This is a genomic window from Photorhabdus sp. RW14-46, from assembly GCF_963887965.1.
Classification (GTDB): domain Bacteria; phylum Pseudomonadota; class Gammaproteobacteria; order Enterobacterales; family Enterobacteriaceae; genus Photorhabdus; species Photorhabdus laumondii.
Genome location: NZ_CAWPHH010000007.1, coordinates 142,066 through 166,488, shown reverse-complemented (window position 1 = coordinate 166,488; position 24,423 = coordinate 142,066). Strand labels below are relative to the sequence as shown.

Sequence of the window (24,423 nt, the reverse complement as noted above, 5' to 3'; positions counted from 1 at the left end):
TTATGTCTGTTCCTGCATTTGGATTAGGTACTTTTCGTCTGAAAGATGATGTTGTGATCACATCGGTAAAAAATGCCCTTGAATTGGGATATCGTGCGATTGATACGGCACAGATTTATGAGAATGAAGCCGCAGTAGGACAAGCCATAGAAGAAAGCGGTGTAGCTCGTGAAGATATCTATATCACGACAAAAATCTGGACAGAAAATTTAAGCAAAGAAAAATTGATACCAAGTCTTAAAGAGAGTATAGCGAAGCTGCGCACTGATTATGTTGATTTGACGCTAATTCATTGGCCATCACCACACAACGTTGTCAGTGTTGATGAAACAATGAATGCGTTACTGGACGCTAAAAATATGGGGTTGACACGTGAAATCGGTGTTTCAAACTTTACGATTGATCTCATGCAACAGGCTATCGATGCAGTAGGTGCTGAACACATCGCCACGAACCAAATTGAACTTTCTCCCTATCTACAAAACTGCCACGTGACAGCTTGGGCGAAAGATCATGGAATTCATATCACTTCCTATATGACCCTCGCTTATAGTAAAGCTCTTCAAGATGAAGTTATCAGACGCATAGCCACCAAACATCAAGCCACGCCTGCGCAGGTGATTTTGTCTTGGGCGATGGCATTGGGTTATAGCGTGATCCCATCTTCAACTAAGCGCGAAAATTTACAAAGTAATCTGAGAGCCTCCGTGCTTAAACTTGATGCAGACGACATGGCGGCGATCGCCACACTTGATCACAACGAACGTCTCGTTAATCCAGAAGGACTTGCTCCCCAATGGGATAATTAATGACTCCCACTTCTTAATAAACTCAGTAATCTCTCCGCTTTGCAGAAACATACTTGCTTATTTCAGCTCCTTCGGGAGCTGCTTCCATTTTCACTTAGTAAATCGATTTTACAAATTACCCTTAATTATCTTAGATAATAAGAAAACTCGAACATTTTTACACTTACAGCAAAAGTCTTTTGTCGTAATAAGCCTTTTTAGAAAGAGTTTGCGAAGCATAATATCTCCATATACACAAATCAAAATCAATGAATAATAAAGAGTGAGAAATATTATGCTTTTTGAACGCTATTCTCTGAATGGTCTGTCGTTATCTAATCGTATTGTTATGCCACCGATGACTCGTTCACGGGCTGGAACAAACGGTATAGCGACTGATTTGATGGCTGAATATTATGCACAACGTGCCAGTGCAGGACTAATTATCAGCGAAGGTACACAAATCAGCCAACAGGGGCAAGGATATGCATGGACGCCAGGTATTTATAAGCCTGAGCAGATAATAGGATGGAAAAAAGTAACAGATGCGGTACATATGGCAGGAGGCAAAATTTTTGCTCAATTATGGCATGTAGGACGTGTTTCACACACGATTCTACAACCCAATAATTCTGCGCCTGTTTCTCCCTCTGCCCTTCAAGCAAAAGGTGTAAAAGTTTTTCTGGATGTGGCAGGCCGTGGACCTGAACATGGTATCGGTGAAATGGTACAACACTCGCAGCCACGAGCACTGACACTTGATGAAATTCCAGATATCGTAAATGATTATGTTCAAGCAGCAAATAATGCTATTGCAGCAGGTTTTGATGGTGTAGAGCTTCATGCGGCGAATGGTTATCTTATTAATCAGTTTATTGATTCTCAAACTAATCTACGAGATGACGAATATGGTGGAACTTTACAAAATCGTTTACGTTTCTTGAGAGAAGTCGCTACATCAGTGGCTAACGCGATAGGGAAAGATAAGCTAGGTGTTCGCCTGGCACCACTCACAACCCTGATGGGTTCAAAAGATGATACGCCCGAAGCCACTTATCTGGCTGCCGCGAGTGTGCTAAATGATATCGGCGTAGCCTATATTCATATTGCCGAAGCGGATTGGGAAGACGCTCCCGTCATGCCAGTAACCTTCAAAGAAGCTTTTCGCCTCCTTTATCACGGCACGTTGATATATTCCGGTAAATACACTTTGGAACGAGCGGAAGAAGCGCTAACTAAAGGCTGGGCGGATTTGATCGGATTTGGTCGCCCTTTTATTGCTAACCCAGATTTACCCTATCGTCTTGCTAATAAGCTAGAGCTAAACCCGCCGATAAAAGAAAAATTTTTCGGTGGTAATATGGAAGGTTATACCGATTATTTGGCTATAAACTAATATACCCGTTATCCTTCAAGTTGCCTCTTTGTTGGCTACACCCACTTACCCCGGTCACATAGTTCGGCTATGCTCCCGGGGATTCTCGTCGCGATGCATCTTGAAATCATCTTTATAAAGATTAATGTTTGCTTTAACGACCAAAGTATTTACGGGAGTCATTGACATATTCACTCAGAAAATCGATAAATGCCCTGATTCGGGTGCTTACAGCCTGATCGCTGTAATATACGGCATTGAAAGGCATCCCGACGGGTAAACGTTTTTCAACCAGTAGTTCAACAAGTTCACCACTGGTAATCTCCTTATCAATCATATAATCAGACAGACACGCGATACCATTACCCGTCACACACAGTTGTTTAAGGGTTTCACCACTGTTGGAAGAAAGTCCAACGGTTATTTCATGCAGTTGTCCGTCCTGACAAGCTATCGGCCAGGTATTCAGTGATACCGGTTCGGTAAAGCCAAGACAAATATGGTTTTTCAACTCCTCAATGCATTGCGGTATGCCATATTTTTTCAGATATTCAGGAGAGGCGACGATTTTTCGGTAGCTGGAAAAAAGTGGTCGAGCTCGTAGACTGGAGTCGGTTAAGTTGCCTACACGAATGGCAATATCCACTTTGCGTTCAATCAGATTGATATACGTTTCCGAAGAAATCAGTGATAACGTTATTTCTGGGTAGCGTTCGCGAAAAGGTTTAATCAGTGGTATCAGTAAATGTAATACGACGGGTGTTGCAGCATCGATACGCAATAAACCACTTGGAGTGTGTTTAGATTCCATAATTTCAGTTTCAGCGGCGGCCATTTCTTGTAGAACATGCTGAACTCGGCGGAAATAACGCTCACCTTCTTCGGTTAAGCTAAGCTGACGTGTTGTGCGATTGAGCAGACTCACGCCTAGTTTCTTTTCCAGTTTTTTTATAGAACGGCTCACGGCGGAATTTGCTAATTGCAGGTGTTCCGCCGCACGACTGAAACTCCCGTTTTCCACGACTGACACGAAAATTGTTAACTCTTCTGAATTTGCCTTCATCGTTGCTTTTTTTTGGAATAGAGAATTGATATTTTAAACATTTTTGTTATTAAAACACTTTTTCATATTAAATGCCATCAGTGGACATTTGCTATGAAGATAATCTATTCCGCCGGTATTACTTGCACTGATTATCAGTACATTTGCAATAGATACAACAGGGTTTGTTATTGTCGGTCTGGGACCAACAATTACGGAACAACTTGGGATTTCACTACCATTAGAATGGGATTCGTTTTGAAGATGGTATCAAGGTCATTCGCACGAAAAACAACGCGGAATAAGAGGAAACGTTATGAGTATAGTTAAATACAAACGAAGTGAATTGCCACCTTTGACTGAAACACGGAAATCTGAACTTAATGTGCTGTCTGACAAGCCTGATAATGACATTGATTACAATGATACCGCACCACTGGACAACACTGTCTGGAAAAAAGCTGTACGGGGCGATTCTATTACCCGATAAAAACATAAACTTCAGTCATATTAAGACTAAAGCAATCTCATATTGCTATATTACTGCCAATAACAACAAGAATCGGCCTTGCCTTCGCCAGGTGTAAGTTTCAATTTTACACAGCCCTTCATTGATACGCTGACAATGTGTTTCCACTAACCGGCAACCTTGCAATAGTCGATCACTCTCATAACCATTTTTGTACTACCACTCCAGAAGGAAATCCCTTGACACTCACGCTAAATAATACATTTTTTTTACCACACCAAAAGGCTTACACAATCTGAAAACCACACGCAAAGACATTACGTGATTGTATGAGAACTACCGACTGATTTTATACAGACACCTTATCGGGAAATGCTTTATACAATGAATTTCAAGGTAAAAACACGAGATTATCAACAGCGATTGATATTTTAGATGAGCTGAATCGCGATGGCACGTTAAGTTTAAAAATACATGATATGACAAATTATTACCCTGATAGCAATATTTGTTTGATTATCTAATAGCGTATATTTCAGGATGCACATGTCATTATTTTTATCATCTTGTTGATGTTTTTCACTTCTTCTCTACTCTTTTTTATAGGTATAAAAATTCCTAATTCTCATCAAGAATGCAACGATATCTATTGTCAATTTATTCCCTACCAATATGAGGTTCTAATTATGTCTAACGATAAAACAGGAAAACCACTAAAGCAGGGAAACAGCGAAAGAGATCTTGAGATACGTGACCAAAACTATTTTCGAAAACTGGCCCTATTCGATGATACTGTTATAGCCGGTGCTGAAATGATCGGCACTGGTTATGATGTTTTTGGTAAGTATTGCAACGTAGGAAGTTGTATTAATTCGCTTTTTGATGAACAAAAAGTCAACGCAAGTGAAGATAACTTCAAGAAGATCACCATCCTCGGAAAGACTCTAAAAGTCCCCCGTTATGTCGATTGTTATAGTGCCGGAGATTTGAAATATACCAATGCATCAGGAGAATCAATTGAGTCATATCAAAGCAGTATTTCCAGTAAAAGCCGCATTAAAGGTAACTACATATTCTTTAGCGCATCATTGGGTGTCGATTTCGCCACAGACAGCCTGACAGCTTCTGAAAATGCATTTTCCCGCATTCAATATACTTATGGCCTCTATGTACTCAAAGGTTCAGCGGAAGCGTTAAAAGAGTTTCTTAAAGAAAGTGTTAAAACGGCCCTTGATAAGGCAGATACCGAGGAGGATATGGATGACCTCTTTAATACCTGGGGCTCTCACTTTCTTAGCGGCGTGGTTATGGGTGGCTGCGCGCAATATTCATCATCTACGGACAAATATACTTCGAATCTAACAAACACTCTTGACGTGGTTGCAGCAGCCTCATTCGCGGGATTTGTCGGTCTCTCTGTTAGTACAGAGAATTCACTTAAGGAAGACATAAAGAAATTTCGTTCAGCATCCAGCACGAAAACCCACTCCATTGGCGGTAATCTGTCTCAATTTGATCCTTTCGGTGGCGCGACAAACGCAGAGCAACCTTCATCAGAAGCAATAGCAGCAGCAAAAAAAGCATTTGATGATTGGAAATTCAGTGTTCCTAGTGCCCCTGAATTAGTTAACTTTACAGACTCCAAACCACTGACGGGGATTTGGGAACTATGTACAGCATCAGTACAAAAGAAGAAACTTAAAACATATTTCGAAACTGTCTGGGGGCCAAGAGAGTCCGCTAAGCGGCAACTGCATGCAGATTATATTGATGAAATCATTATTTCAAAAGCACCTATCCCTGAAAATTATATATTAGCAGGAGGGTGTGCTTATCCTGGCTGGCTGGGAGGAACGAATAGTCTAAGCACTCCCTATATTTATCTGTGTTACCACAGGGTGTCATTCAACTCGATTATCGACAATGAACAACGTCATAAATGTGTTAGCGATATGAAGGTAATAGCAGAGGAAGGTATTCACTCAGAAAGCGAAGAAGGCTGGATTAAAATTCCACAGGATATAAACTGGGGAATGGGCACAAAAAAAATCTATCTATGTTATCGACAAGAAGAATACAACCATGAGAAAGCAATAACAGACATTATTACTATTTATGATTCTTATCCTCCAGTTACTCTTCCACCTTACGGATATCAGGTGGTTCGCGGCGAACAGAATTCAAACGGTAATGTTAATGAGGGGTGGACCACTGCATGGAGTGTTTATATAGCCACTACTCGTGGTGTAGATAAGTGATTGAATCTTCATGTTAATATATAGGTTGTCTAAATATAGTCCTGTTGCAAGCAGCAATACAAGTTAAACTTTCCCTGGTACACCAGAGCTAAACACGAGGATAATGCCGTGACCAAATGATTTTTTAACAATCTTAAAAGGAACGAGTTAGAGAACGTATCTGCCTGCAAGACTTGCAACTTTATCAGTGCTAATATTTTCAATTGCATTGAAATATTTTACAACCGAGCCTGGAGGCCTTGGAATGGGCCTCTCGTTACGTGGGCCGTTCAGCAAGTAAGTTTACGGTTGCGGGATTGGACATGATCGTGATTTAAACGCCGTAACCAATATTCACCTTGAGGGGTTGCGAATACTCTCAGTCGAATAATATGTTTATGGTGATAGGGAATACCAACACGTTAAACGTTACTGCCAATAACCACAAGAATCGCCTTGCTTTCGCTAGATGTGAGTTTCAATTATCCTTTTTCATGTCCCCAATTTCCGCCTCTGAAAGAACTTCCGGCTGCTCAATGGGGAAAACGGGCAGCGCTTGCAATAATCTTGGGCCATACCTTTTGCTCAGTAAGCGCCTGTCATAAATCACCACATCACCATAACATTCATGGCTACGGATAAGCCTTCCTACTTGCTGAATAAGGCTAAAAGAAGCACTTGGTAAACTCTGCACTTCAAAAGGATAACGTTTAAGTGATTTCAACCACTCGCTTTCAGTAATAATGACCGGATTATTCACCGGCGGAAATGAAATTTTTTGAATGTGAACTTGGGACAGGTAATCTCCCTTTAAATCCAGCCCTTCCGCAAAAGATTGCAATCCAATCAGTACACTACATTGCCCTTCATTAATACGCTGACAATGTGTTTCCACTAACCGATAACGTGGCTGATCCCCCTGCACAAGTAACATCAGGCGTAAATCCGTTACATAAGAGAGAAAGATATCCATCGCTCTCTGACTGCTGAACAAAATCAACATGCCTTTATGTTGCTGACTCAGCAATTGAGCCCTGAAATAACCTGCCATCTCTTGCAAATGAGCGGCTTCATTGTGCAGTGTCGGTTCCCATGACATTTTGGGAATAACCAATTTACCCTGCCGTACATGGTCAAAAGGTGATGACAATGCGACAAAACGGTCCCCGGCTTTTTCAGTTAACCCGGTCAATTCCTGAATACGAGAAAAACTATTCAGAGAACGAAGCGTTGCCGATGTCACGACCACATGAGGAATGCTACGCCAAAGCAGTTGATTAAGCTGTTCACTGACTCTGATACCGGCACAATGGAAATAGAGGTGCGATTGATTTTTCTCATCACGGCGTCTAAGCCATTTTGATATCGGTGCACTGGATGACTCTTCCAACGCTGCCAAACGCCACAACTTAGTCATATTTTCAAAATATCCAAGCGCACGACTGGTATGCAAAATAGACCGATGTAATCTGACAATATCCTGTTTAGCCGTCCGCTCAGTCAAATCATTCAGTATCGCTTCTGCCAAACCCCGTAAACCATCAGTCAGTTTAAATAGCTGCTGGCAGCAAAGTAGCAAGTTATCCGGTAATTTACCCCGCTCAAACAGATACTCATCGACTTCATTCTTTTCCGGTAAAAACGCCTGAGTGATAATTGCGAGCTCTCTAAAGCATTCCCGTAATTTTTCACTGTGTTCATTCAGGCGACTGGCATTCGCTAAGCGTGGTGGCTTTGCCGGATGGAATTGCACCAGATATTGCTCAACATGACGAACAAAAGTATCCAATTGACCATTAAGTTGAAACAGGGTGATTTCCCCTTCAACTTCCAGAGAATCCCTGGCAACATCCGGTATATGGTGCCCTTCGTCGAGTACCAATAACAAATTTTTAGCATCAGGCAGTACCGATTCACTCTCCAATGCCGCCATCACTAACGCATGGTTAACCACCACCACATCGACATTTTCTATCTCACGGCGAGCAATAAAAAATGGGCAACGATGATAATACTGACAGTTACGTCCCAGACAATTTGCTTTATCCGTACTCACTTTCCCCCACAAAGCATCGGACAAAGCCAATTTATGGTGATCACGCAACCCATCCCAGGCAAAGGTTGTGTAATCACTACGCAACCGACGACACAATTCCCGCTCTTCACTACTGGCAAGCTCTGTTTTGTCCTCAACCAAAAACATAAGATCAATCTGTTCGCTATCGGTTGCACAGATAGCGTCAAGATTGCGAGGGCAAACATAACGACCACGACCAAAAGCACCGGTAAATTTCAGATCGGGAATAATTTTGCGCAACAGTGGCAGGTCTTTACTGTAAATCTGATCTTGTAAAGCAACATTCGCCGTACTTACAACCAATGGCTTACTTTCCGCTCTACTGATAGCAATGCCAGGTAGCAGGTAAGAAAGGGTTTTACCGATTCCCGTTGGTGCCTCGATAACCAAATGACGACCTTCCTGATCCGCAAGTGTTTTTGCAACTTCGGCAATCATCTGCCGCTGCGGAGCACGAGAAATAAAACCATTAATATGTTGAGGTAATATCTTATACCACTGACTTATCTGATTTTTTATTGAATTGGAAAGTGCCATTGGATTCTACTGCTATGAAATCGGAGCGCTATTGTCCCACAGAGCAGAAATGAAATCAGCTCCATGTCGAGGCAATAATCAGTCAACTCGCTCGTTAAATTAGTGAGCACCTTGTCAGCTATTCAGAACGCTATATACTTCTTATTTTCTACAACATACTTCCTATTTTCTACAACACCTGAGAACAATAATGAAAAAGCTCCTTATCATTTTCATCGCTATCTTTGCATTTGGTTCAATTGGCGGCGTATTCTTAGCGGGCCTTAATATGTATACCCGTTCGACCACACCGATAGAATCACTAACCAGCCAACAACCAGAAACCACCACGGCACCGGTACAACAACAATAACGGGCTGTGGCATATTTTATCTTTGTATCAAGTGAGGGACCTCATGAATAACGCATACTTTGTCACTCCACAATGGCTAAAAGATCATCTTGATGATAAGAATCTCGTCATCCTTGATGCAACCGCCCCACCACCACCTCAACAAATTGATTGTCATAAACTTTGGCTGAATACCCATATCCCCGGTGCCCAATTTTTTGATTTAGACAAAATTGCCAATCATCAAAGTGGATTACCTCACATGCTGCCCGATCCGCAAACTTTTAGTCAGGCTGTTGGCGCAATGGGCATTAGTGAAAATCATTTAGTCGTGATTTATGACCAAGGCAATATGTTCTCCGCTCCTCGCGCATGGTGGACATTTAAGATATTCGGTAGCCACAACGTCCGTATTCTTGATGGCGGTTTACAAGGCTGGCAACAGGCAGGATTTCCAACAGCATCAGGGGAAGTGAAGCGCAATCCTCAAATCTTTAATACCGATTTCAATGCCGACAAAGTGAAATCACTGGAACAAATTCTGGGTGCGCTAAATGATCAACAAATCCAAATTGTCGATGCTAGAGCGACAGACCGCTTTCAAGCTAAGGCCCCAGAACCGCGTCCCGGATTAAGAATGGGCCATATTCCCGGTAGTAAAAACATTCCGTGGACCATGTTAGTAGAGAATGGCCACTTTAAATCAGAAACTGAAATTACCGATATTTTCCATAAACAAGGCGTCGATTTAAACAAACCGGTTATCACCAGTTGTGGATCGGGAATGACCGCTGCCGTTTTGGTACTGGGCTTAGATATCATCGGCAAGAAAGATGTTTATTTATATGACGGCTCATGGGCTGAATGGGGAGCAGATGAAGCCTTACCACTTGAAAAATAATTAAATGCTATAGGGCATCTCTATGCCCTTTAATTATTCAATATATACCCGTCATCTTTCAAGTTGCCTCTTTGTTGGCTGCACTCACTCACCCCGGTCACATAGTTATCTATGCTCCCGGGGATTCGTTCCCTTGCCGCCGCGATGCATCTTGAAATCCATAGGGTATAGATATATTTTTCGATCACCAGATAACAGCCAATCAAATAATCCCCGTATCGTTATATTTCACAATCCTATTTATTAATTTAATTCTCTATTCTTCAATCAATACTATTTTTTATCAATCAGAGTGACATAAAATAATGAAATAAATATATTTGTAAGTTCAAATATTATTATTATTAACTTAAAATTCGACTCTGTTTTTTATTTAAAAATAAGATTAAGCTACTTTCCAATAGGCACTAATATTGCACGCCATTCTTGTCAATAAATCGTGGACATGAGCAACATGTGAGGAGATCAATCCCAAGATGTATTGAAACTCTTTATGATAAAGCAAGAAAAATAAAACATCCTAATGCACTAAGTACTGAAAGAGTTGAATATTAATGTATTCACCAAAGCATAATATCAACATTTATATCATAAAAATGGAGAGTAAAAATGACTATTTCTCTTAAAGATCAAAGAATAAATCTCGCGCTCAGCTTTATTAGTGGTGCTGGAAGTATAATAACCGAAAAACCAGAACCGACTATGGTTGCGGAAAACATTCAAGCATCATTGGAAAAGAGTAAAGTAACTGCCAATAGATTCTCTATTATTTGGGGGCCCGCTGTTTTTCGTGTTGATAATGGAAAAAACAGTAAAGATAATAAGGACGACCACGTTTTATTCATTGTAAAAAATCGCAAAATTCCCCATGATTATCGCATCGTTATCCGAGGATCATGGTCTGATGTTAACTGGCAGGTTGAAAACTTTGCTGTACACGAAACCGTAAATTGGTCACTTTGGGATCAAAATATCCCGGAAGAGTTTAAAGACGCTAAGATCTCTTATGGAACTCACATAGCATTAGACTATATTGTTAATCAAGTAAAAAGTAACAATATTCCTGGTCATGGAGAATCACTTATTGACGCAATTAATAAAATTGCTTCGGAAAAAGGCATACATAATATTACCATTACCGGGCACAGTTTAGGTGGTATTCTCGCCTCTACCCTTGGGTTATATTTAAAACGCTTATACCTTAATAAAGGGAATAACAATATTCGTATTCATGTTTGTTCTTTTGCTAACCCAAATACCGGTAATGACGTTTTTGCCTCTTACATTAAATCTGTTTTCAACCACATGTCAGCAACTAGCTATAAGAGCCATTTTTTAAGGATATATAATCGTAAAGATGTTATTTCCCTCATTTGGAATCTGGATGGATTAGCAAAAATCCCAACTATCTATGAACCATTAATTAAATTAGATGAGAAACTAATTGACAGATTTAAAAAGATTGTTCTTCTCGTGCAAGATAAAGGTTACACCAAACTCACACCAGATTTACCTTTTACAGCACCTATTGCAGAACTGGATCTCAATAAGCAAGTTGTTTTTCAACATATTAAAGCCTATGCCAACCAATATGGCATGAATTTAGTGGAGGTTAATGACGGTACTCAACCACCTATTGATGATCTTGTGGTTATTAATAGTAATCTATCTCAAGATATCGTCGCTTATTTCTTACGGATACCTCTGCCTGATAACAATATTAATATCTCATAAATTTATTATATTTTATCTCAATTCAATGGAGCCTTATTGCAAAGGCTCCATTAAACTAAAATTATTTAAACATAATAATAAGATCACTTTTATATATATCATTTAGAATATCACCAATTTATAATTATTCCCAAAAATATTATTCACAGAGATAATCTCAAAGATATTTACATATCACTACCATTAAGTAATATATATAATAACAAAAGATAGCAATAATATTAACATGTAATTATTCAATATATAACCCCAATCATTTACTTTTAATTTATAAATAAATAATTTATATTTTTGTTAAATTAAATAATATCAAAAAACCCCATGTACTTATTTGACAGATTTGAAAGTTATCATTAACTTTAAGTTAAATTCTGTTTTTATCCAAATGGAAGAGCAAAAGAATTAAATCTTGATATTTAAACCAATATACCCTACGGATTTCAAGATGCATCGCGGCGGCAAGGGAGCGAATCCCCGGGAGCATAGATAACTATGTGACCGGGGTGAGAGAGTGCAGCCAACAAAGAAGCAACTTGAAAGATAACGGGTATACCTCACATTAACACTGATTACATGAAATAATAGGGAGTAAAAATGACTATTTCTCGTGAAGATCAAAAAATAAATCTCGCGCTCAGCTTCGTTATTAACTCTGGAGGAATCAAAACTAGCAAATCAGAACCGAGCATTGTTTCGGAAAATATCCACAGATCATTGGAAAACAGTAAAGCAACAGCAAATAAATTCACTATCATCTGGGGCCCCGCGGTGTTTCGCGTTGACGACGTTAATGTGAAAAAAAGCGTTATAGACAAAAAGGACGATCATGTTCTATTCATTGCGCAAAATCGCCATGATCCAAATGACTACCGCGTGGTTATTCGGGGATCATGGTCCGATATTAACTGGCTTAATGAAGATATTATTGTTTGTAAAACTCAAGATTGGGCACGATGGGATTCAAGATCACCTGAAAATGCCAAGATAGCCTACGGAACTGACATGGCATTAGGCTATATTATTAACCAAATGAAAAGCAACAATCCTCCGGGTTATGGAGAATCACTCACTGATGCCATTGATAAAATTGCCCTGAAAGAAGGGATACAAAATATTACTATTACAGGACACAGTTTGGGAGGCGTACTATCTTCTACCATTGGTTTATATTTAAAGAGACGATATCTTGATAAAGGAAATAACAATATTCGGATTAATGTTTGTGCTTTTGCAGGACCAACTGCTGGTAACGATATTTTCGCATCCTACTCCGAATCTATTTTCAATGACATATCAGTAGCCGGTTATAAAAGTAATTTCCTGAGAATTCATAATAGTATAGATGTGGTTCCCCTGGCCTGGCATATAAAAGGTTTGGAGGAAGTTAAAGCTATCTATCCCGTGTTAACTGTCACAATTAATGGTCTTATCCTTTCTGTCCTTGATAAGAATTACACGCAAATTTTCCCAGATTTCCCTATTCATTCACAGATTCCAATCTCACCAATAACATCGTTTGACGGTTTACTGGCTAATATTGGCAATCAACATACTCATGCCTATACCAAAGAGTATGATATGAGTTTCATCACCATTGATGATAATTCAAATATACCGACTGATTACGATATTGTTGTAGTTAATGATAGCCTATCCGAAAGTATTATTGATCTCTTTAAGTTTCTAACCAAAGATAAAATCAATATTACATAACCTTATTATTTATCACATAAATGGAACCTTTATTAAAGGTTCCATTCATTGCAATAAATGACTTTCCATAAACAGAATTATATACAAATTAACTTATCTAACCTTTCAAAGAAGTAATGGTATTTTTGTAGAATTATTTTTCACCTCATTTTATCATCCATCTTTAATTTCATAATAAATAATTTACATGTTACCAAATAAAATAATATTAAAAAATCCTCTTCACACATTTGACAGATTCAAAATTCATTATTAACTTTAAACTTAACTATATTTTTTATTTAAACGAAAGACTCAAAAAAATTAAACCCTAGATATGTTAGCCAAAGCATCAGATCAACATTTACCAGATGAAAAAATGGGAGAGGTAAAAATGACCATATCTCTTGAAGAGCAAAAATTAAATCTCGCGTTAAGCCTTATTATTAATTCTGGAGAAATATCTGACAAACCAGACAAAATAAAAATCATTGAATCTGATATTAATAAATCACTTAAAAACAGTAAGGCAACAGCAGATAAATTCTCTATTGTTTGGGGACCGGCCATATTTCATATTAATGAAAAACACCATGACAAAAAATATGATCACGTTGTCATGATTGTGAAAAATAGCGATAATCCCATTGATTATCGCCTTGTTATTCGGGGAACCTGGTCTAAGATTAATGAGATTGATGAAGATCTCAGTGTACTTAAAACTGTAGACTGGTCAAATTGGGACACAGATATCCCTCAAGAATTTAAAGGCGCTAAGATCTCCCACGGAACAAACTTAGCATTAAATTCGATTATTAATGATCATCCTATTAATGATAAGAAAGAATTATTAGTTGATGTAATTGATAAAATTACCACAGAAGAAGGAAAAGATAAGATACTGAATATTACCGTCACGGGGCATAGTTTGGGTGGTTTACTCGCTTCTACTATTGGTTTATATCTTAAAAGGCGCTACATCAACAACAACAATATACGTATTCACGCTTGCTCCTTCGCAGGGCCAACTGCCGGCAATGATATTTTCGCCTCCTATTCTGACTCTTTTTTTAAAGGAACATTAAGCCCTAACTCTTATGAAAGTCATTTTCTAAGAATTCATAATATCAATGATATCGTTCCATTAGCATGGGCTAAAAATGATTTAAAGAAAATTGAAAAGATCTATCCAATATTAACAATTGGAGTTAAGATTTATATCCACAAAACCCACCATATAAACTATACCCAACTCTCTCCTGAGTTCTCTTTTTCAGAAGAGTTAAATAAACATCAAAACTTACTTGATAGTATAGGGTTTCAACATATCAATGCATATCCAAAACATTATCAAATGAGTTACAAAGAAATTCATGGCAATTCAACGATACCGACTGGTTGTGATATTGTTGTGGTTGACAGTAATTTATCTAAACATATTCATGACTGTTTCAGCTCTCTAATTAAAGATTAGAGCAATATTACATAACCTTACCATATTGTAATATATTTTTTTATTCATTAGTAATGGAACCTTTATTAAAGGTTCCATTCGTTGAAATAAATTACAATTGAATAGCGTAAATAAGTTATTTTTTCCTGCCTATCACTAATTACAGCAACTCACTATCACTCACTTTTGTAGATACCAATATAAATTATTTTCCATAGCTACATCCTTCACGTTATCACTACCAATGCTAATATAATCTTACAAAGGCATAGCATAATTTTTGTCACTTATTTTAAAGTTCATAATAGATAATTTATTTTGTTAAATAAAATAACTTTAAAAAATCATATACTCTCATTTAACAGATTTAAAGATTATTATTAACTTTTATTCTGTTGTTTAAATAAAAACCCAAAGTATTGATCATTGGTGTTTAAGCTAATACATCAGATCAACATTCATTATATTAAAAATTGGAAACAAAAATGACAATTTCTCTTGAAGATCAAAAAATAAATTTCGCGTTAGGCATTATTATTAACTCGGGGAGTATAATAACCTATCAACCAGAACCGGCTATCGTTTCAGAAAATATTCAAAAATCATTAGCAAATAGTAAAGCGACAGCAAATAGATTCTCTATCATTTGGGGACCTGCTGTTTTTCGTGTCGGTAGTGTTAATAATAAAACAAGCGTTACAGATAAAAAAGATGATCATGTTTTATTCATTGTAAAAGATCTCAAAAATCCAAATGATTATCGAATTGTTATTCGTGGTTCATGGTCCACGGTTAACTGGTTTGATGAGAATTTCAATGTAGGCACAACTGAAAACTGGTCAATTTGGGATTCAAAAGCCCCCAAAGATGCTAAAATTTCAAAAGGAACCCATATAACTTTAGGCTATATTATCAACCAAATAAAGAGCAATAACCCTCCCGGTTATGGAGAATCATTGATTGAGGCAATTGATAAAATTGCTCTGGAAGAAGGAGTACATAATATTACTCTTACGGGACATAGTTTAGGCGGTGTAATGGCCTCTACGCTTGGTCTGTATTTAAAGAGACGTTATATTGATAAAGGAAACAATAATATTCGTATTCATGTTTCCTCCTTTGCTGCCCCAACTGCCGGTAATGATGTTTTTGCATCCTATAGTGAATCTGTTTTTAATGGAACATTACTATCTAGCTATGAAAGTCATTTTCTCCGGGTCCATAATCGTAAAGATATCGTTACCCTAGCCTGGAGCGTAAAAGGATTAGAAGAAATCAAGGTTCTCTATCCAATATCAACTTTAATTGTTAACGGTTTTATTTCAGTTGTTAAAGATAAGAATTACACTCAACTTACGCCAGATTTACCTTTTACTGCACCTGATTTAAAACCTTCTACAGGTTTAATTGAAAAACTCGTACTTCAACATATTGATGCTTATGCCAAAGAGTACGGCATGAGTTTTATTGTAGTTAATGATCGTGCTAATCCACCAACTGATTATGATATTGTTGTCATTAACGATGGTCAATCTCGCAATATTAGAAAACTTTTCTCATCTATTATTCAAGATGAAGATAATATCCGATAATTTCATCGTATTGCCTCTTGCTTTAATTTAAACCAAATGGAACCTTGATTAAAGGTTCCATTCTTTTCCCAACGTGCCCAGATCATTCATAGTAACTATTATCACATCAATTAAAATCTCTTTGACAAAAATATCACATAATGGTAATTAAATTCATTATCATCTGACTTTTTATAAAAATTTATAAAAGGAAGCCAAAATGGAACTAAAAAAGCTAGAAACCAGAAGACTAATATTATATCCTTTAGAAAGTAATGATTATGTACAAGTTCAAAACATCTTTCCTCAGTGGGAAATTGTTCGCTATCTTCCAGCAGACATCCCGTGGCCCTACCCAGATGATGGAGCCATAAAATATATAAATAATATCGCGCTACCATCAATGGCAAAAGGGAATGCATGGTTTTGGACTATAAGAAGGAAGGATGATCCATCAATAATAATAGGAATGATATCGCTATATGATCAAGAAAATAATAATAGAGGTTTCTGGCTAGATCCACAATGGCATGGAAACGGATTTATGACCGAAGCATCCCAAGTAGTCACTGATTTTTGGTTTAATACCCTAAATCGCAATGTACTCAGAACACCTAAATCCAGTAATAATATTGCTTCAAGGAAAATATCAATTAAAAGTGGTATGCGATTAATAAAACTAGGAAATAAAGACCTTATTAGCGGAAAAATGCCCTCGGAAATATGGGAAATAACTCGCGACGAGTGGAATAGAAATAATCCTCAAAAAGAGTAACGGTCTTACATATTCATGGTCATGCTTTGGTCTGAGCACTGCCCAAATTCACTTTTTATATACCCTATGGATTTCGAGATGCATCGCGGCGGCAAAGGAGCGAATCCCCGGGAGCATAGAGAACTCTGTGACCGAGGTGAGTGAGTGCAGCCAACAAAGAAGCAACTTGAAAGATAACGGGTATATACCCAATAGATTTCAAGATGCATCGCGGCAGCAAAGGTGCGAATCCCCGGGAGCATAGAGAACTCTGTGACCGGGGTGAGTGAGTGCAGCCAACAAAGAGGCAGCTTGAAAGATGACGGGTATATCATACCAAAGAGATCACATGCGCTATATCAGCAGATGTTTTTAACTTTCTTATCTCTTCAAACAGCATTGTTGCTTCTTCATATTCTTTACGCAAATAACCAAGCCACTGTTTAATCCGAGCAACATGATATTGCCCGGTATCACCCTGCTTTTCCAATCGGATATATTTTTGCAATAGTTGAACAACGTCCTGCCAGCACATTTTTGGTTCGTTATATTTCACCACTCGGCTCAAATTAGGAACGTGAAGCGCACCCCGCCCAATCATGACCGCATCGCAGCCTGTCACACTCTGGCAATTCTGCGCACTTTGCCAATCCCAAATTTCACCGTTAGCGATAACCGGAATAGAGAGACGTTGACGAATTTCACCAATCGCTTGCCAGTTAATACGCTCCGCTCGGTAACCATCCTCTTTGGTTCGCCCATGAACTGTCATTTCCGTCGCACCCGCCTGTTGTACCGCATCGGCAATTTCAAATTGCCGATCACCGCTATCCCAACCCAAGCGAACCTTAACCGTCACAGGCAAATGAGCAGGTACCGCTTCACGTATCGCTTTCGCTCCCTGATAAATCAGTTCAGGATCTTTTAGCAACGTTGCTCCGCCACCGCTACCATTGACCGTTTTTGACGGGCAACCGCAATTTAAATCAACCCCATAGGATCCTAATTCAATCGCTCGTGCCGCATTTTCCGCCAGCCACTGTGGATATTGACCCAAAAGCTGAATCCGTACCAATGTGCCGGATGGTGTCCGGCTTTGGTTACGTAATTCAGGACAAAGTCGATAAAAAGATTTTACCGGCAACAGGCTATCGACAACCCGTAAAAATTCCGTAATGCACAAATCGTACTCATTGATTTCACTCAGAAGTTCCCTAACCAAAGAGTCCAGCACACCTTCCATCGGAGCCAGTAAAACCCGCATCGATTAACCTCTGACGTTAGGCGATTTATGGGATACATCATGACTGCTGCTACGCTGACGCGAAGGTGCCCCAGAACGGCGATGGCTATTTTTCTGCCGATTATCGCCACGTGCCTGACGACCGTTTTGGATAGGTTCAGCCTTGATCGTTGGATCTGGCTCATAACCGGGAATTGCCATACGGGGAATCTCCCGTTTTAACAAACGCTCAATATCTTTCAACAGCTTATGCTCATCAACACAGACCAGAGAAAGTGCCTGCCCTGTTGCATCTGCTCGGCCAGTACGACCAATACGGTGGACATAATCTTCAGCGACATTAGGCAATTCAAAATTCACCACATAAGGCAGTTGATCAATGTCCAGACCACGGGCCGCAATATCTGTCGCTACCAGCACTCTGATCCGGCCATCTTTAAAATCAGCCAGTGCACGGGTTCTCGCCCCCTGACTTTTATTACCATGAATAGCCGAAGCCGTTACACCATCTTTATTTAACTGTTCTGCCAAACGGTTCGCGCCATGTTTGGTTCGGGTAAATACCAGAACTTGCTGCCAGTTACGGCTGCCGATCAAGAAAGAGAGCAGCTCACCTTTACGCTTTTTATCGACAAAGTGAACAAGCTGTTCAATCTGTTCAGAAGCAGAGTTACGACGTGCAACTTCAACACTGACGGGATCACGCAATAACTTACTGGCTAAGCTTTTGATATCGTCAGAGAAAGTCGCGGAAAACAGTAAATTTTGCCGTTTCGGTGGTAATTTATTCAGCACTCGACGAATATCATGAATAAACCCCATATCCAGCATCCGGTCAGCTTCATCCAATACCAAAATTTCTACCCGGGATAAATCAACCGCATTTTGATGTTCAAGATCCAGTAACCGCCCCGGTGTTGCGACTAAAATATCCACACCCCCACGCAATTTCATCATCTGAGGGTTAATACTGACACCGCCAAAAACAACCAGAGAGCGCAGTCTGAGGTATTTACTGTAGTCGCGGACATTTTCACCCACTTGAGCAGCCAATTCACGAGTTGGAGTCAGGATTAATGCTCTGACTGGCCGGCGCCCTTTCATCTGAATAGGGGAATCATTTAACCGTTGCAGCATGGGTAAGGTAAAACCTGCGGTTTTACCTGTGCCTGTTTGAGCACTCGCTAATAAATCTTTACCTGCTAATACAACAGGAATTGCCTGTTGTTGGATTGGTGTCGGCGCTGAATAACCCTGTTCTTCAACGGCACGCAAAATATCAGCACTTAAGCCAAGTGATTTAAAATTCATAAATAAGAAATGCTCCAGACTTCACCATTCCTGAACGCTATTCAGGGGCAGTTTTATGGGAAGAAAATCAGACGTGGTAAATACCACAAAGGAAAAAACACAACTGCAATGCTCCATATTTTAGCTATTATACCAGATATACTTTCTGATGATGCAACTAAAACAATAGCTATTTACCCGGTAATTTTCATGATCCATAACATTTTTATGCAATTTACATTGATTTACTATAAGTATAGAGTTAACTAATGATTGATATTTTGTTTAAGTCTTTTGATTATTTGCAACAGGATTCATGTCGATGTCAGTCAACAACACCCAAACCGCCAGAGGCGAACAAGCCAAACAACAGCTACTCGAAGCAGCCCTTGAAATTTTCGGTAAATCAGGACTGACCGGTGCAACGACTAGGGAAATTGCATTACATGCTCAACAAAACATTGCCGCCATAGCTTATTATTTTGGCTCTAAAGAGGGGCTTTATCAGGCAGTTGCCCAGCATATTACTGACACAATTAAGACTGAGTTCACGCATCTTTTTAAGGAAATTGATGATTTTTTTTCATCATCAGCACCGTACTCAGCAGAAAATATATTGAGGATGATTCATGAAGGATTCCTTGGCATTAACCGCCTGATGATTGAAAAAGAGAGTATTAATATCAGCCGGATAATGGCCAGAGAACAACTTGCACCAACGGATGCTTATACCCTAATCCATAAGCAAGCACTTGTACCTCTTCACAGCAGATTAAATAAACTGATTGCCAGCTATATCGATGCCGATGAACATCAGCTTTCTACCATGCTACACACTCATGCTTTAATGGGAGAAGTTCTCACTTTCCGCATGGCGAGGGAAACGTTATTACGTCAGACAGGCTGGAATAATATCGGGCCCGAAGAATATAAATTGATTGATCAGATCCTTATCCAGCATATCGATTTATTACTGAATGGACTGAAAAAACATAATCTGAATAAATAAAATAACAGGGAATATCATGTACAACAAAAAACTCACTCTGGCAATATTGGTGACCGCAATTATTCTTAGTGCCATTTTAGGCAGTTACTATTATCAAGGTAAAAGTGATAAAACTTTGACCCTCTATGGCAATGTAGATATACGTACTGTTAATCTTAGTTTCCGGGTTGGTGGTAAACTCGCTAGTCTACAAGTTGATGAAGGCGATACCATTGCGGCCAATCAAGTCATCGGCCAACTGGATAATGGGCCATTTACTAACGCCCTCAATAAAGCAAAAGCCACTCGTGATAGCACTAAAGCACGTTTAGCCATGATGGAAGAGGGTTATCGCACGGAAGAAATTGCCCAAGTCCGTTCGGAAGTGGCACAACGCGAGGCTGCCTGGCATTTCGCTAATAGTTTCTTCAAACGCCAGCAAGGTTTGTGGCAAAGCAAAGTTATTTCGGCTAACGAATTAGATGATGCTAAAACGAATCACAATCAAGCATTAGCGGCTTTACAAGCCGCTAAAGATAAACTGAACCAGTTCGAAACCGGTTATCGTAAAGAAGAAATTGCAGAAGCTAAAGGCCAGCTTGCTCAAGCCGAAGCGGCTGTTGCTCAGGCTGAATTGGACTTACAAGATACTCAACTGACTTCCCCCTCATCCGGTACTATCCTGACCCGCGCCATTGAACCAGGCACTATGCTGTCAGCCGGCAATACGGTGTTTACCCTTTCTCTGACTGATCCGGTTTGGGTAAGAGCCTATATCGCTGAAAGCCATCTCGGACAGGCAACGCCAGGGCGTGAAATTTTACTTTATACCGACAGCCGCAAAGATAAACCTTATCACGGCAAAATTGGCTTTGTTTCACCCACCGCCGAATTTACACCAAAGAATGTAGAGACCCCCGATCTACGTACTGATCTAGTCTATCGGTTGCGCATTATTGTCACCGACCCGGATGATGCCCTGCGTCAAGGTATGCCAGTTACTCTGCATTTTTCTGATTCAGATAAATAAGGGGCTGTCATGAGCAGCTCTGCATATACGATAAGGTTAGAAAAAGTCGAAAAAACTTTTCCCAGCCTGAATAATCCTGCGGTATCCAGCCTGACCGCAGAGATCTACGGTGGCTCCGTTACCGGCCTTGTCGGGCCGGATGGAGCAGGAAAAACTACGCTGATACGCATGTTAGCGGGTTTACTGAAACCCGATAGCGGTTCTATTGAGATAATGGGGCTTGACCCGATAAAAGATGGCGTACAAGTGCGTTTTGAACTGGGCTATATGCCACAGAAATTTGGCCTGTATGAAGATTTAACCGTATTAGAGAACCTGAATCTATATGCAGATCTGCGTGGCGTACTGGGTGACGAGCGTAAAAAAACCTATGAGCAACTCCTTACGTTTACTGATCTGACCCGTTTTACCGGGCGACTGGCGGGCAAACTTTCAGGCGGCATGAAGCAAAAACTGGGGCTTGCTTGTACTCTGCTTGGCAAACCCAAAGTTCTGCTGCTGGACGAACCCGGCGTTGGAGTTGACCCGATAGCCCGCCGCGAACTCTGGCGGATGGTTCACGAACTGGCAGATGATGGGATGCTAATCCTTTGGAGTACTTCTTATCTAGATGAAGCTGAACAGTGTCGTGATGTCCTGTTACTTAATCAAGGAAAACTGCTCTACAGCGGACAACCACAAAAACTGACCCAAAAGATGTCCGGGCGTTCTTTTCTGCTTGGTGCCAAACAGGATTCCCGTAGAAAAATGCTGCAACACGCTCTTACCTTGCCACAAGTAACCGATGGCGTGATTCAGGGGAAATATGTTCGTCTTATTCTCAAACCTGATGCCTCTCCGCAAGAATTACTTAACCAGCTTGAACTGCCAGATGCTGAAATCATTAAAGCCGCCCCCCGTTTTGAAGATGCTTTTATCGATTTACTCGGTGGGGGTTCCACCCGCCATTCGGAACTGGCAGAGATCATGCCACGAATTGCTGCTAACCCGGCAGAAACAGTTATTGAAGCACAGGATTTAACTAAGAAATTTGGCGATTTTGCTGCCACTGACCATGTTGATTTTCAGGTGAAACGTGGAGAAATCTTTGGTCTGCTTGGCCCGAACGGTGCCGGTAAATCCACCACGTTTAAAATGATGTGCGGGCTCATGGTGCCGACTGGCGGTAAGGCGCTGGTATTGGGAATGGATCTAAAAACCAGCTCTGGGAAAGCCCGCCAACATTTGGGTTATATGGCGCAGAAATTTTCTCTGTATGGCAACCTGACGGTTGAACAGAACCTGAAATTCTTTTCCGGCATTTACGGCCTGCAAGGGCGCAAGCAAAAAGAAAAAATTGATGGCATGATCGACGCTTTCAATCTCAAATCTGTTTTACATCAAACCACCGACCAATTGCCTCTGGGATATAAACAGCGTCTTGCCCTTTCCTGCGCACTGATGCATGAGCCAGATATTTTGTTCCTGGACGAGCCAACTTCGGGGGTTGATCCGCAGATACGACGGGAATTCTGGCTACATATCAACGGCATGGTAGATAAAGGCGTTACCGTTATGGTGACCACCCACTTTATGGATGAAGCAGAATATTGTGACCGAATAGGGTTGGTATTCCGCGGTAAATTAATTGCCGCCGGAACGCCTGATGACTTGAAACAATTGGTTGCTACTGATGAAAATCCTGACCCATCAATGGAACAGGCATTTATTGATCTGGTCGTTAATTATGATGAGGAGCTACAACAATGAGTAGCCCAACGCAACATGCTCCACAGCAAGCTGTCCGCTTCTCTTGGTGGCGATTGAAAGCACTTTGTGTAAAAGAGACAAAACAGATTTTACGTGATCCCACCAGCGGATTAATTTCTATTGTCATTCCATTGATTCTGCTGTTTATCTTTGGTTACGGTATTAATCTCGACTCCAGTACCGTCCGCCTTGGTATTCTGGTAGAGCAGCAAAGTGAAGATGCTCGTGAATTAATACAGGCTTTTGCCGGTTCACCCTATATTGAACCCAAAATCAGCGATAATCGTCAGCAATTAATTAATATGATGCAATCAGGAGAAATACGTGGACTGGTTGTCATTCCTGTTAATTTCGATGCGCAACTTGCTCGTCCTGATGGTAAAGCACAAATTCAAGTCATTACTGACGGCAGTGAACCCAATACAGCAAGTTTTGTACAAAATTATGCTAAAGGAGTGTGGCAGATTTGGCTACAACAAAGAGGGCAAGATCAGGGGAACGCTGTTAATCCGTTAATTGATATGCAGGTTCGTTATTGGTTCAATCCAGCAACAATTAGCCAGCATTTCATCATTCCCGGCGCAATAACCATTATCATCACCGTGGTTGGTGCCATTCTGACATCATTGGTGGTTGCCCGTGAATGGGAACGCGGTACGATGGAAGCCCTGCTTTCGACTCAAATTACCCGCACCGAATTACTGCTTTCTAAACTCTTGCCTTATCAAGTGCTTGGATCATTCTCCATGCTGCTCTGTATGCTGGTGGCAATATTTGTGCTGGATGTCCCCTACCGAGGCTCGTTATGGATATTGTCTGCAATCACTAGCCTCTACCTGGCTACGGCCCTTGGTATTGGGCTTTTGATCTCTACGGTGACACGCAACCAATTTAATGCTGCAATGATAGCGCTGAATGTCGCTTTTCTGCCTGCGATTATGCTTTCCGGCTTCATCTTTGAAATAAACAGCATGCCTGCCTTTATTCAGGTAGTGACCTATTTCATCCCGGCTCGTTATTTTGTCAGTAGTTTGCATACTCTCTTTCTGGCTGGAAATATCAGTACGGTACTGGTGATAAATCTATTATTACTGATCGCCTCCGCTATTGTGTTTATTGGCCTGACAGCATGGAAAACCCAGCGGCGTCTGGATTAAGAAGG

At 40.2% G+C, this 24,423-nt stretch carries 20 protein-coding genes; 15 read left to right on the top strand and 5 right to left on the bottom strand.

Translation table 11 applies throughout. From position 1 onward, the window contains the following. Window positions 1–2: 2 nt before the first annotated feature. Window positions 3–809, top strand: a complete 807-nt coding sequence (gene dkgB / locus AACQ38_RS08605; RefSeq protein ID WP_165577905.1) for a 2,5-didehydrogluconate reductase DkgB — start codon at window positions 3–5, stop codon at window positions 807–809. Between the two features lie 274 nt (window positions 810–1,083). Continuing rightward, window positions 1,084–2,184, top strand: coding sequence for an alkene reductase (locus tag AACQ38_RS08600; protein WP_165577904.1), 1,101 nt, complete (start codon window positions 1,084–1,086; stop codon window positions 2,182–2,184). A gap of 133 nt (window positions 2,185–2,317) precedes the next feature. Here the strand turns inward: AACQ38_RS08600 and yafC are convergent, their stop codons facing one another. Then, window positions 2,318–3,226, bottom strand: coding sequence for a DNA-binding transcriptional regulator YafC (yafC, locus tag AACQ38_RS08595; RefSeq protein ID WP_011145824.1), 909 nt, complete (start codon window positions 3,224–3,226; stop codon window positions 2,318–2,320). Window positions 3,227–3,521: 295 nt separating this feature from the next. Here yafC and AACQ38_RS08590 point away from each other — a divergent pair, with 295 nt between their 5' ends. Together AACQ38_RS08590 and AACQ38_RS08585 are read left to right on the top strand one after the other, a co-directional pair. Beyond that, window positions 3,522–3,695, top strand: coding sequence for a hypothetical protein (locus tag AACQ38_RS08590; protein ID WP_165577903.1), 174 nt, complete (start codon window positions 3,522–3,524; stop codon window positions 3,693–3,695). Window positions 3,696–4,360: 665 nt separating this feature from the next. Further along, window positions 4,361–5,932: an MAC/perforin domain-containing protein gene (locus AACQ38_RS08585; RefSeq protein WP_165577902.1), complete on the top strand. Its 1,572-nt coding sequence runs from the start codon at window positions 4,361–4,363 to the stop codon at window positions 5,930–5,932. Between the two features lie 457 nt (window positions 5,933–6,389). On the opposite strand, the gene dinG is transcribed toward AACQ38_RS08585, so the two are convergent. Beyond that, the gene (gene dinG, locus AACQ38_RS08580) at window positions 6,390–8,525 is read right to left on the bottom strand and encodes an ATP-dependent DNA helicase DinG (RefSeq protein WP_165577901.1); all 2,136 of its coding nucleotides are present in this window, start codon (window positions 8,523–8,525) and stop codon (window positions 6,390–6,392) included. A 190-nt stretch (window positions 8,526–8,715) separates the two neighbouring features. On the opposite strand from dinG, the gene AACQ38_RS08575 reads away from it, so the two are divergent. Both AACQ38_RS08575 and sseA read left to right on the top strand, forming a co-directional pair. Continuing rightward, on the top strand, window positions 8,716–8,877 hold the full coding sequence (locus tag AACQ38_RS08575; RefSeq protein WP_164488463.1) for a hypothetical protein: 162 nt from the start codon (window positions 8,716–8,718) through the stop codon (window positions 8,875–8,877). A gap of 43 nt (window positions 8,878–8,920) precedes the next feature. Continuing rightward, the gene (sseA, locus tag AACQ38_RS08570) at window positions 8,921–9,757 is read left to right on the top strand and encodes a 3-mercaptopyruvate sulfurtransferase (protein ID WP_165577900.1); all 837 of its coding nucleotides are present in this window, start codon (window positions 8,921–8,923) and stop codon (window positions 9,755–9,757) included. A gap of 29 nt (window positions 9,758–9,786) precedes the next feature. On the opposite strand, the gene AACQ38_RS08565 is transcribed toward sseA, so the two are convergent. Next, on the bottom strand, window positions 9,787–9,963 hold the full coding sequence (locus AACQ38_RS08565; protein ID WP_165577899.1) for a hypothetical protein: 177 nt from the start codon (window positions 9,961–9,963) through the stop codon (window positions 9,787–9,789). Window positions 9,964–10,366: 403 nt separating this feature from the next. Between AACQ38_RS08565 and AACQ38_RS08560 the strand changes: the two genes are divergently transcribed. The 5 genes from AACQ38_RS08560 to AACQ38_RS08540 all read left to right on the top strand — a co-directional run bounded on the left by AACQ38_RS08560 (window position 10,367) and on the right by AACQ38_RS08540 (window position 16,982). Beyond that, window positions 10,367–11,491 (top strand): lipase family protein, encoded by a 1,125-nt coding sequence (locus AACQ38_RS08560; RefSeq protein WP_165577898.1) that lies wholly within the window; start codon window positions 10,367–10,369, stop codon window positions 11,489–11,491. Window positions 11,492–12,085: 594 nt separating this feature from the next. Continuing rightward, a complete protein-coding gene (locus tag AACQ38_RS08555) occupies window positions 12,086–13,204 on the top strand; it encodes a lipase family protein (protein ID WP_165577897.1) in 1,119 nt (372 codons plus the stop codon). Between the two features lie 316 nt (window positions 13,205–13,520). Continuing rightward, on the top strand, window positions 13,521–14,657 hold the full coding sequence (locus AACQ38_RS08550; RefSeq protein ID WP_242685546.1) for a lipase family protein: 1,137 nt from the start codon (window positions 13,521–13,523) through the stop codon (window positions 14,655–14,657). A 464-nt stretch (window positions 14,658–15,121) separates the two neighbouring features. Next, the gene (locus AACQ38_RS08545; protein WP_165577896.1) at window positions 15,122–16,228 is read left to right on the top strand and encodes a lipase family protein; all 1,107 of its coding nucleotides are present in this window, start codon (window positions 15,122–15,124) and stop codon (window positions 16,226–16,228) included. A gap of 199 nt (window positions 16,229–16,427) precedes the next feature. Beyond that, complete coding sequence (locus AACQ38_RS08540) at window positions 16,428–16,982, top strand: GNAT family N-acetyltransferase (protein WP_165577895.1); 555 nt, start codon at window positions 16,428–16,430, stop codon at window positions 16,980–16,982. Between the two features lie 310 nt (window positions 16,983–17,292). Here the strand turns inward: AACQ38_RS08540 and dusC are convergent, their stop codons facing one another. Then, entirely contained in the window at window positions 17,293–18,225 is a 933-nt protein-coding gene (gene dusC, locus AACQ38_RS08535; protein WP_109791421.1) for a tRNA dihydrouridine(16) synthase DusC, read from the bottom strand. 3 nt (window positions 18,226–18,228) lie between these two features. Next, complete coding sequence (rhlE, locus tag AACQ38_RS08530) at window positions 18,229–19,515, bottom strand: ATP-dependent RNA helicase RhlE (RefSeq protein ID WP_041380009.1); 1,287 nt, start codon at window positions 19,513–19,515, stop codon at window positions 18,229–18,231. A gap of 301 nt (window positions 19,516–19,816) precedes the next feature. Here rhlE and cecR point away from each other — a divergent pair, with 301 nt between their 5' ends. From cecR to AACQ38_RS08510, 4 genes are read left to right on the top strand one after another with little or no spacing between them, the layout of a single operon-like run. Next, window positions 19,817–20,503: a transcriptional regulator CecR gene (gene cecR, locus AACQ38_RS08525; RefSeq protein ID WP_041380007.1), complete on the top strand. Its 687-nt coding sequence runs from the start codon at window positions 19,817–19,819 to the stop codon at window positions 20,501–20,503. 16 nt (window positions 20,504–20,519) lie between these two features. Continuing rightward, window positions 20,520–21,512: a secretion protein HlyD gene (hlyD, locus tag AACQ38_RS08520; protein ID WP_011145810.1), complete on the top strand. Its 993-nt coding sequence runs from the start codon at window positions 20,520–20,522 to the stop codon at window positions 21,510–21,512. Window positions 21,513–21,521: 9 nt separating this feature from the next. Continuing rightward, window positions 21,522–23,261 (top strand): ATP-binding cassette domain-containing protein, encoded by a 1,740-nt coding sequence (locus AACQ38_RS08515; protein ID WP_011145809.1) that lies wholly within the window; start codon window positions 21,522–21,524, stop codon window positions 23,259–23,261. Further along, entirely contained in the window at window positions 23,258–24,418 is a 1,161-nt protein-coding gene (locus AACQ38_RS08510; protein WP_011145808.1) for an ABC transporter permease, read from the top strand. The genes AACQ38_RS08515 and AACQ38_RS08510 overlap by 4 nt, the downstream gene beginning before the upstream one ends. Window positions 24,419–24,423: the final 5 nt, after the last annotated feature.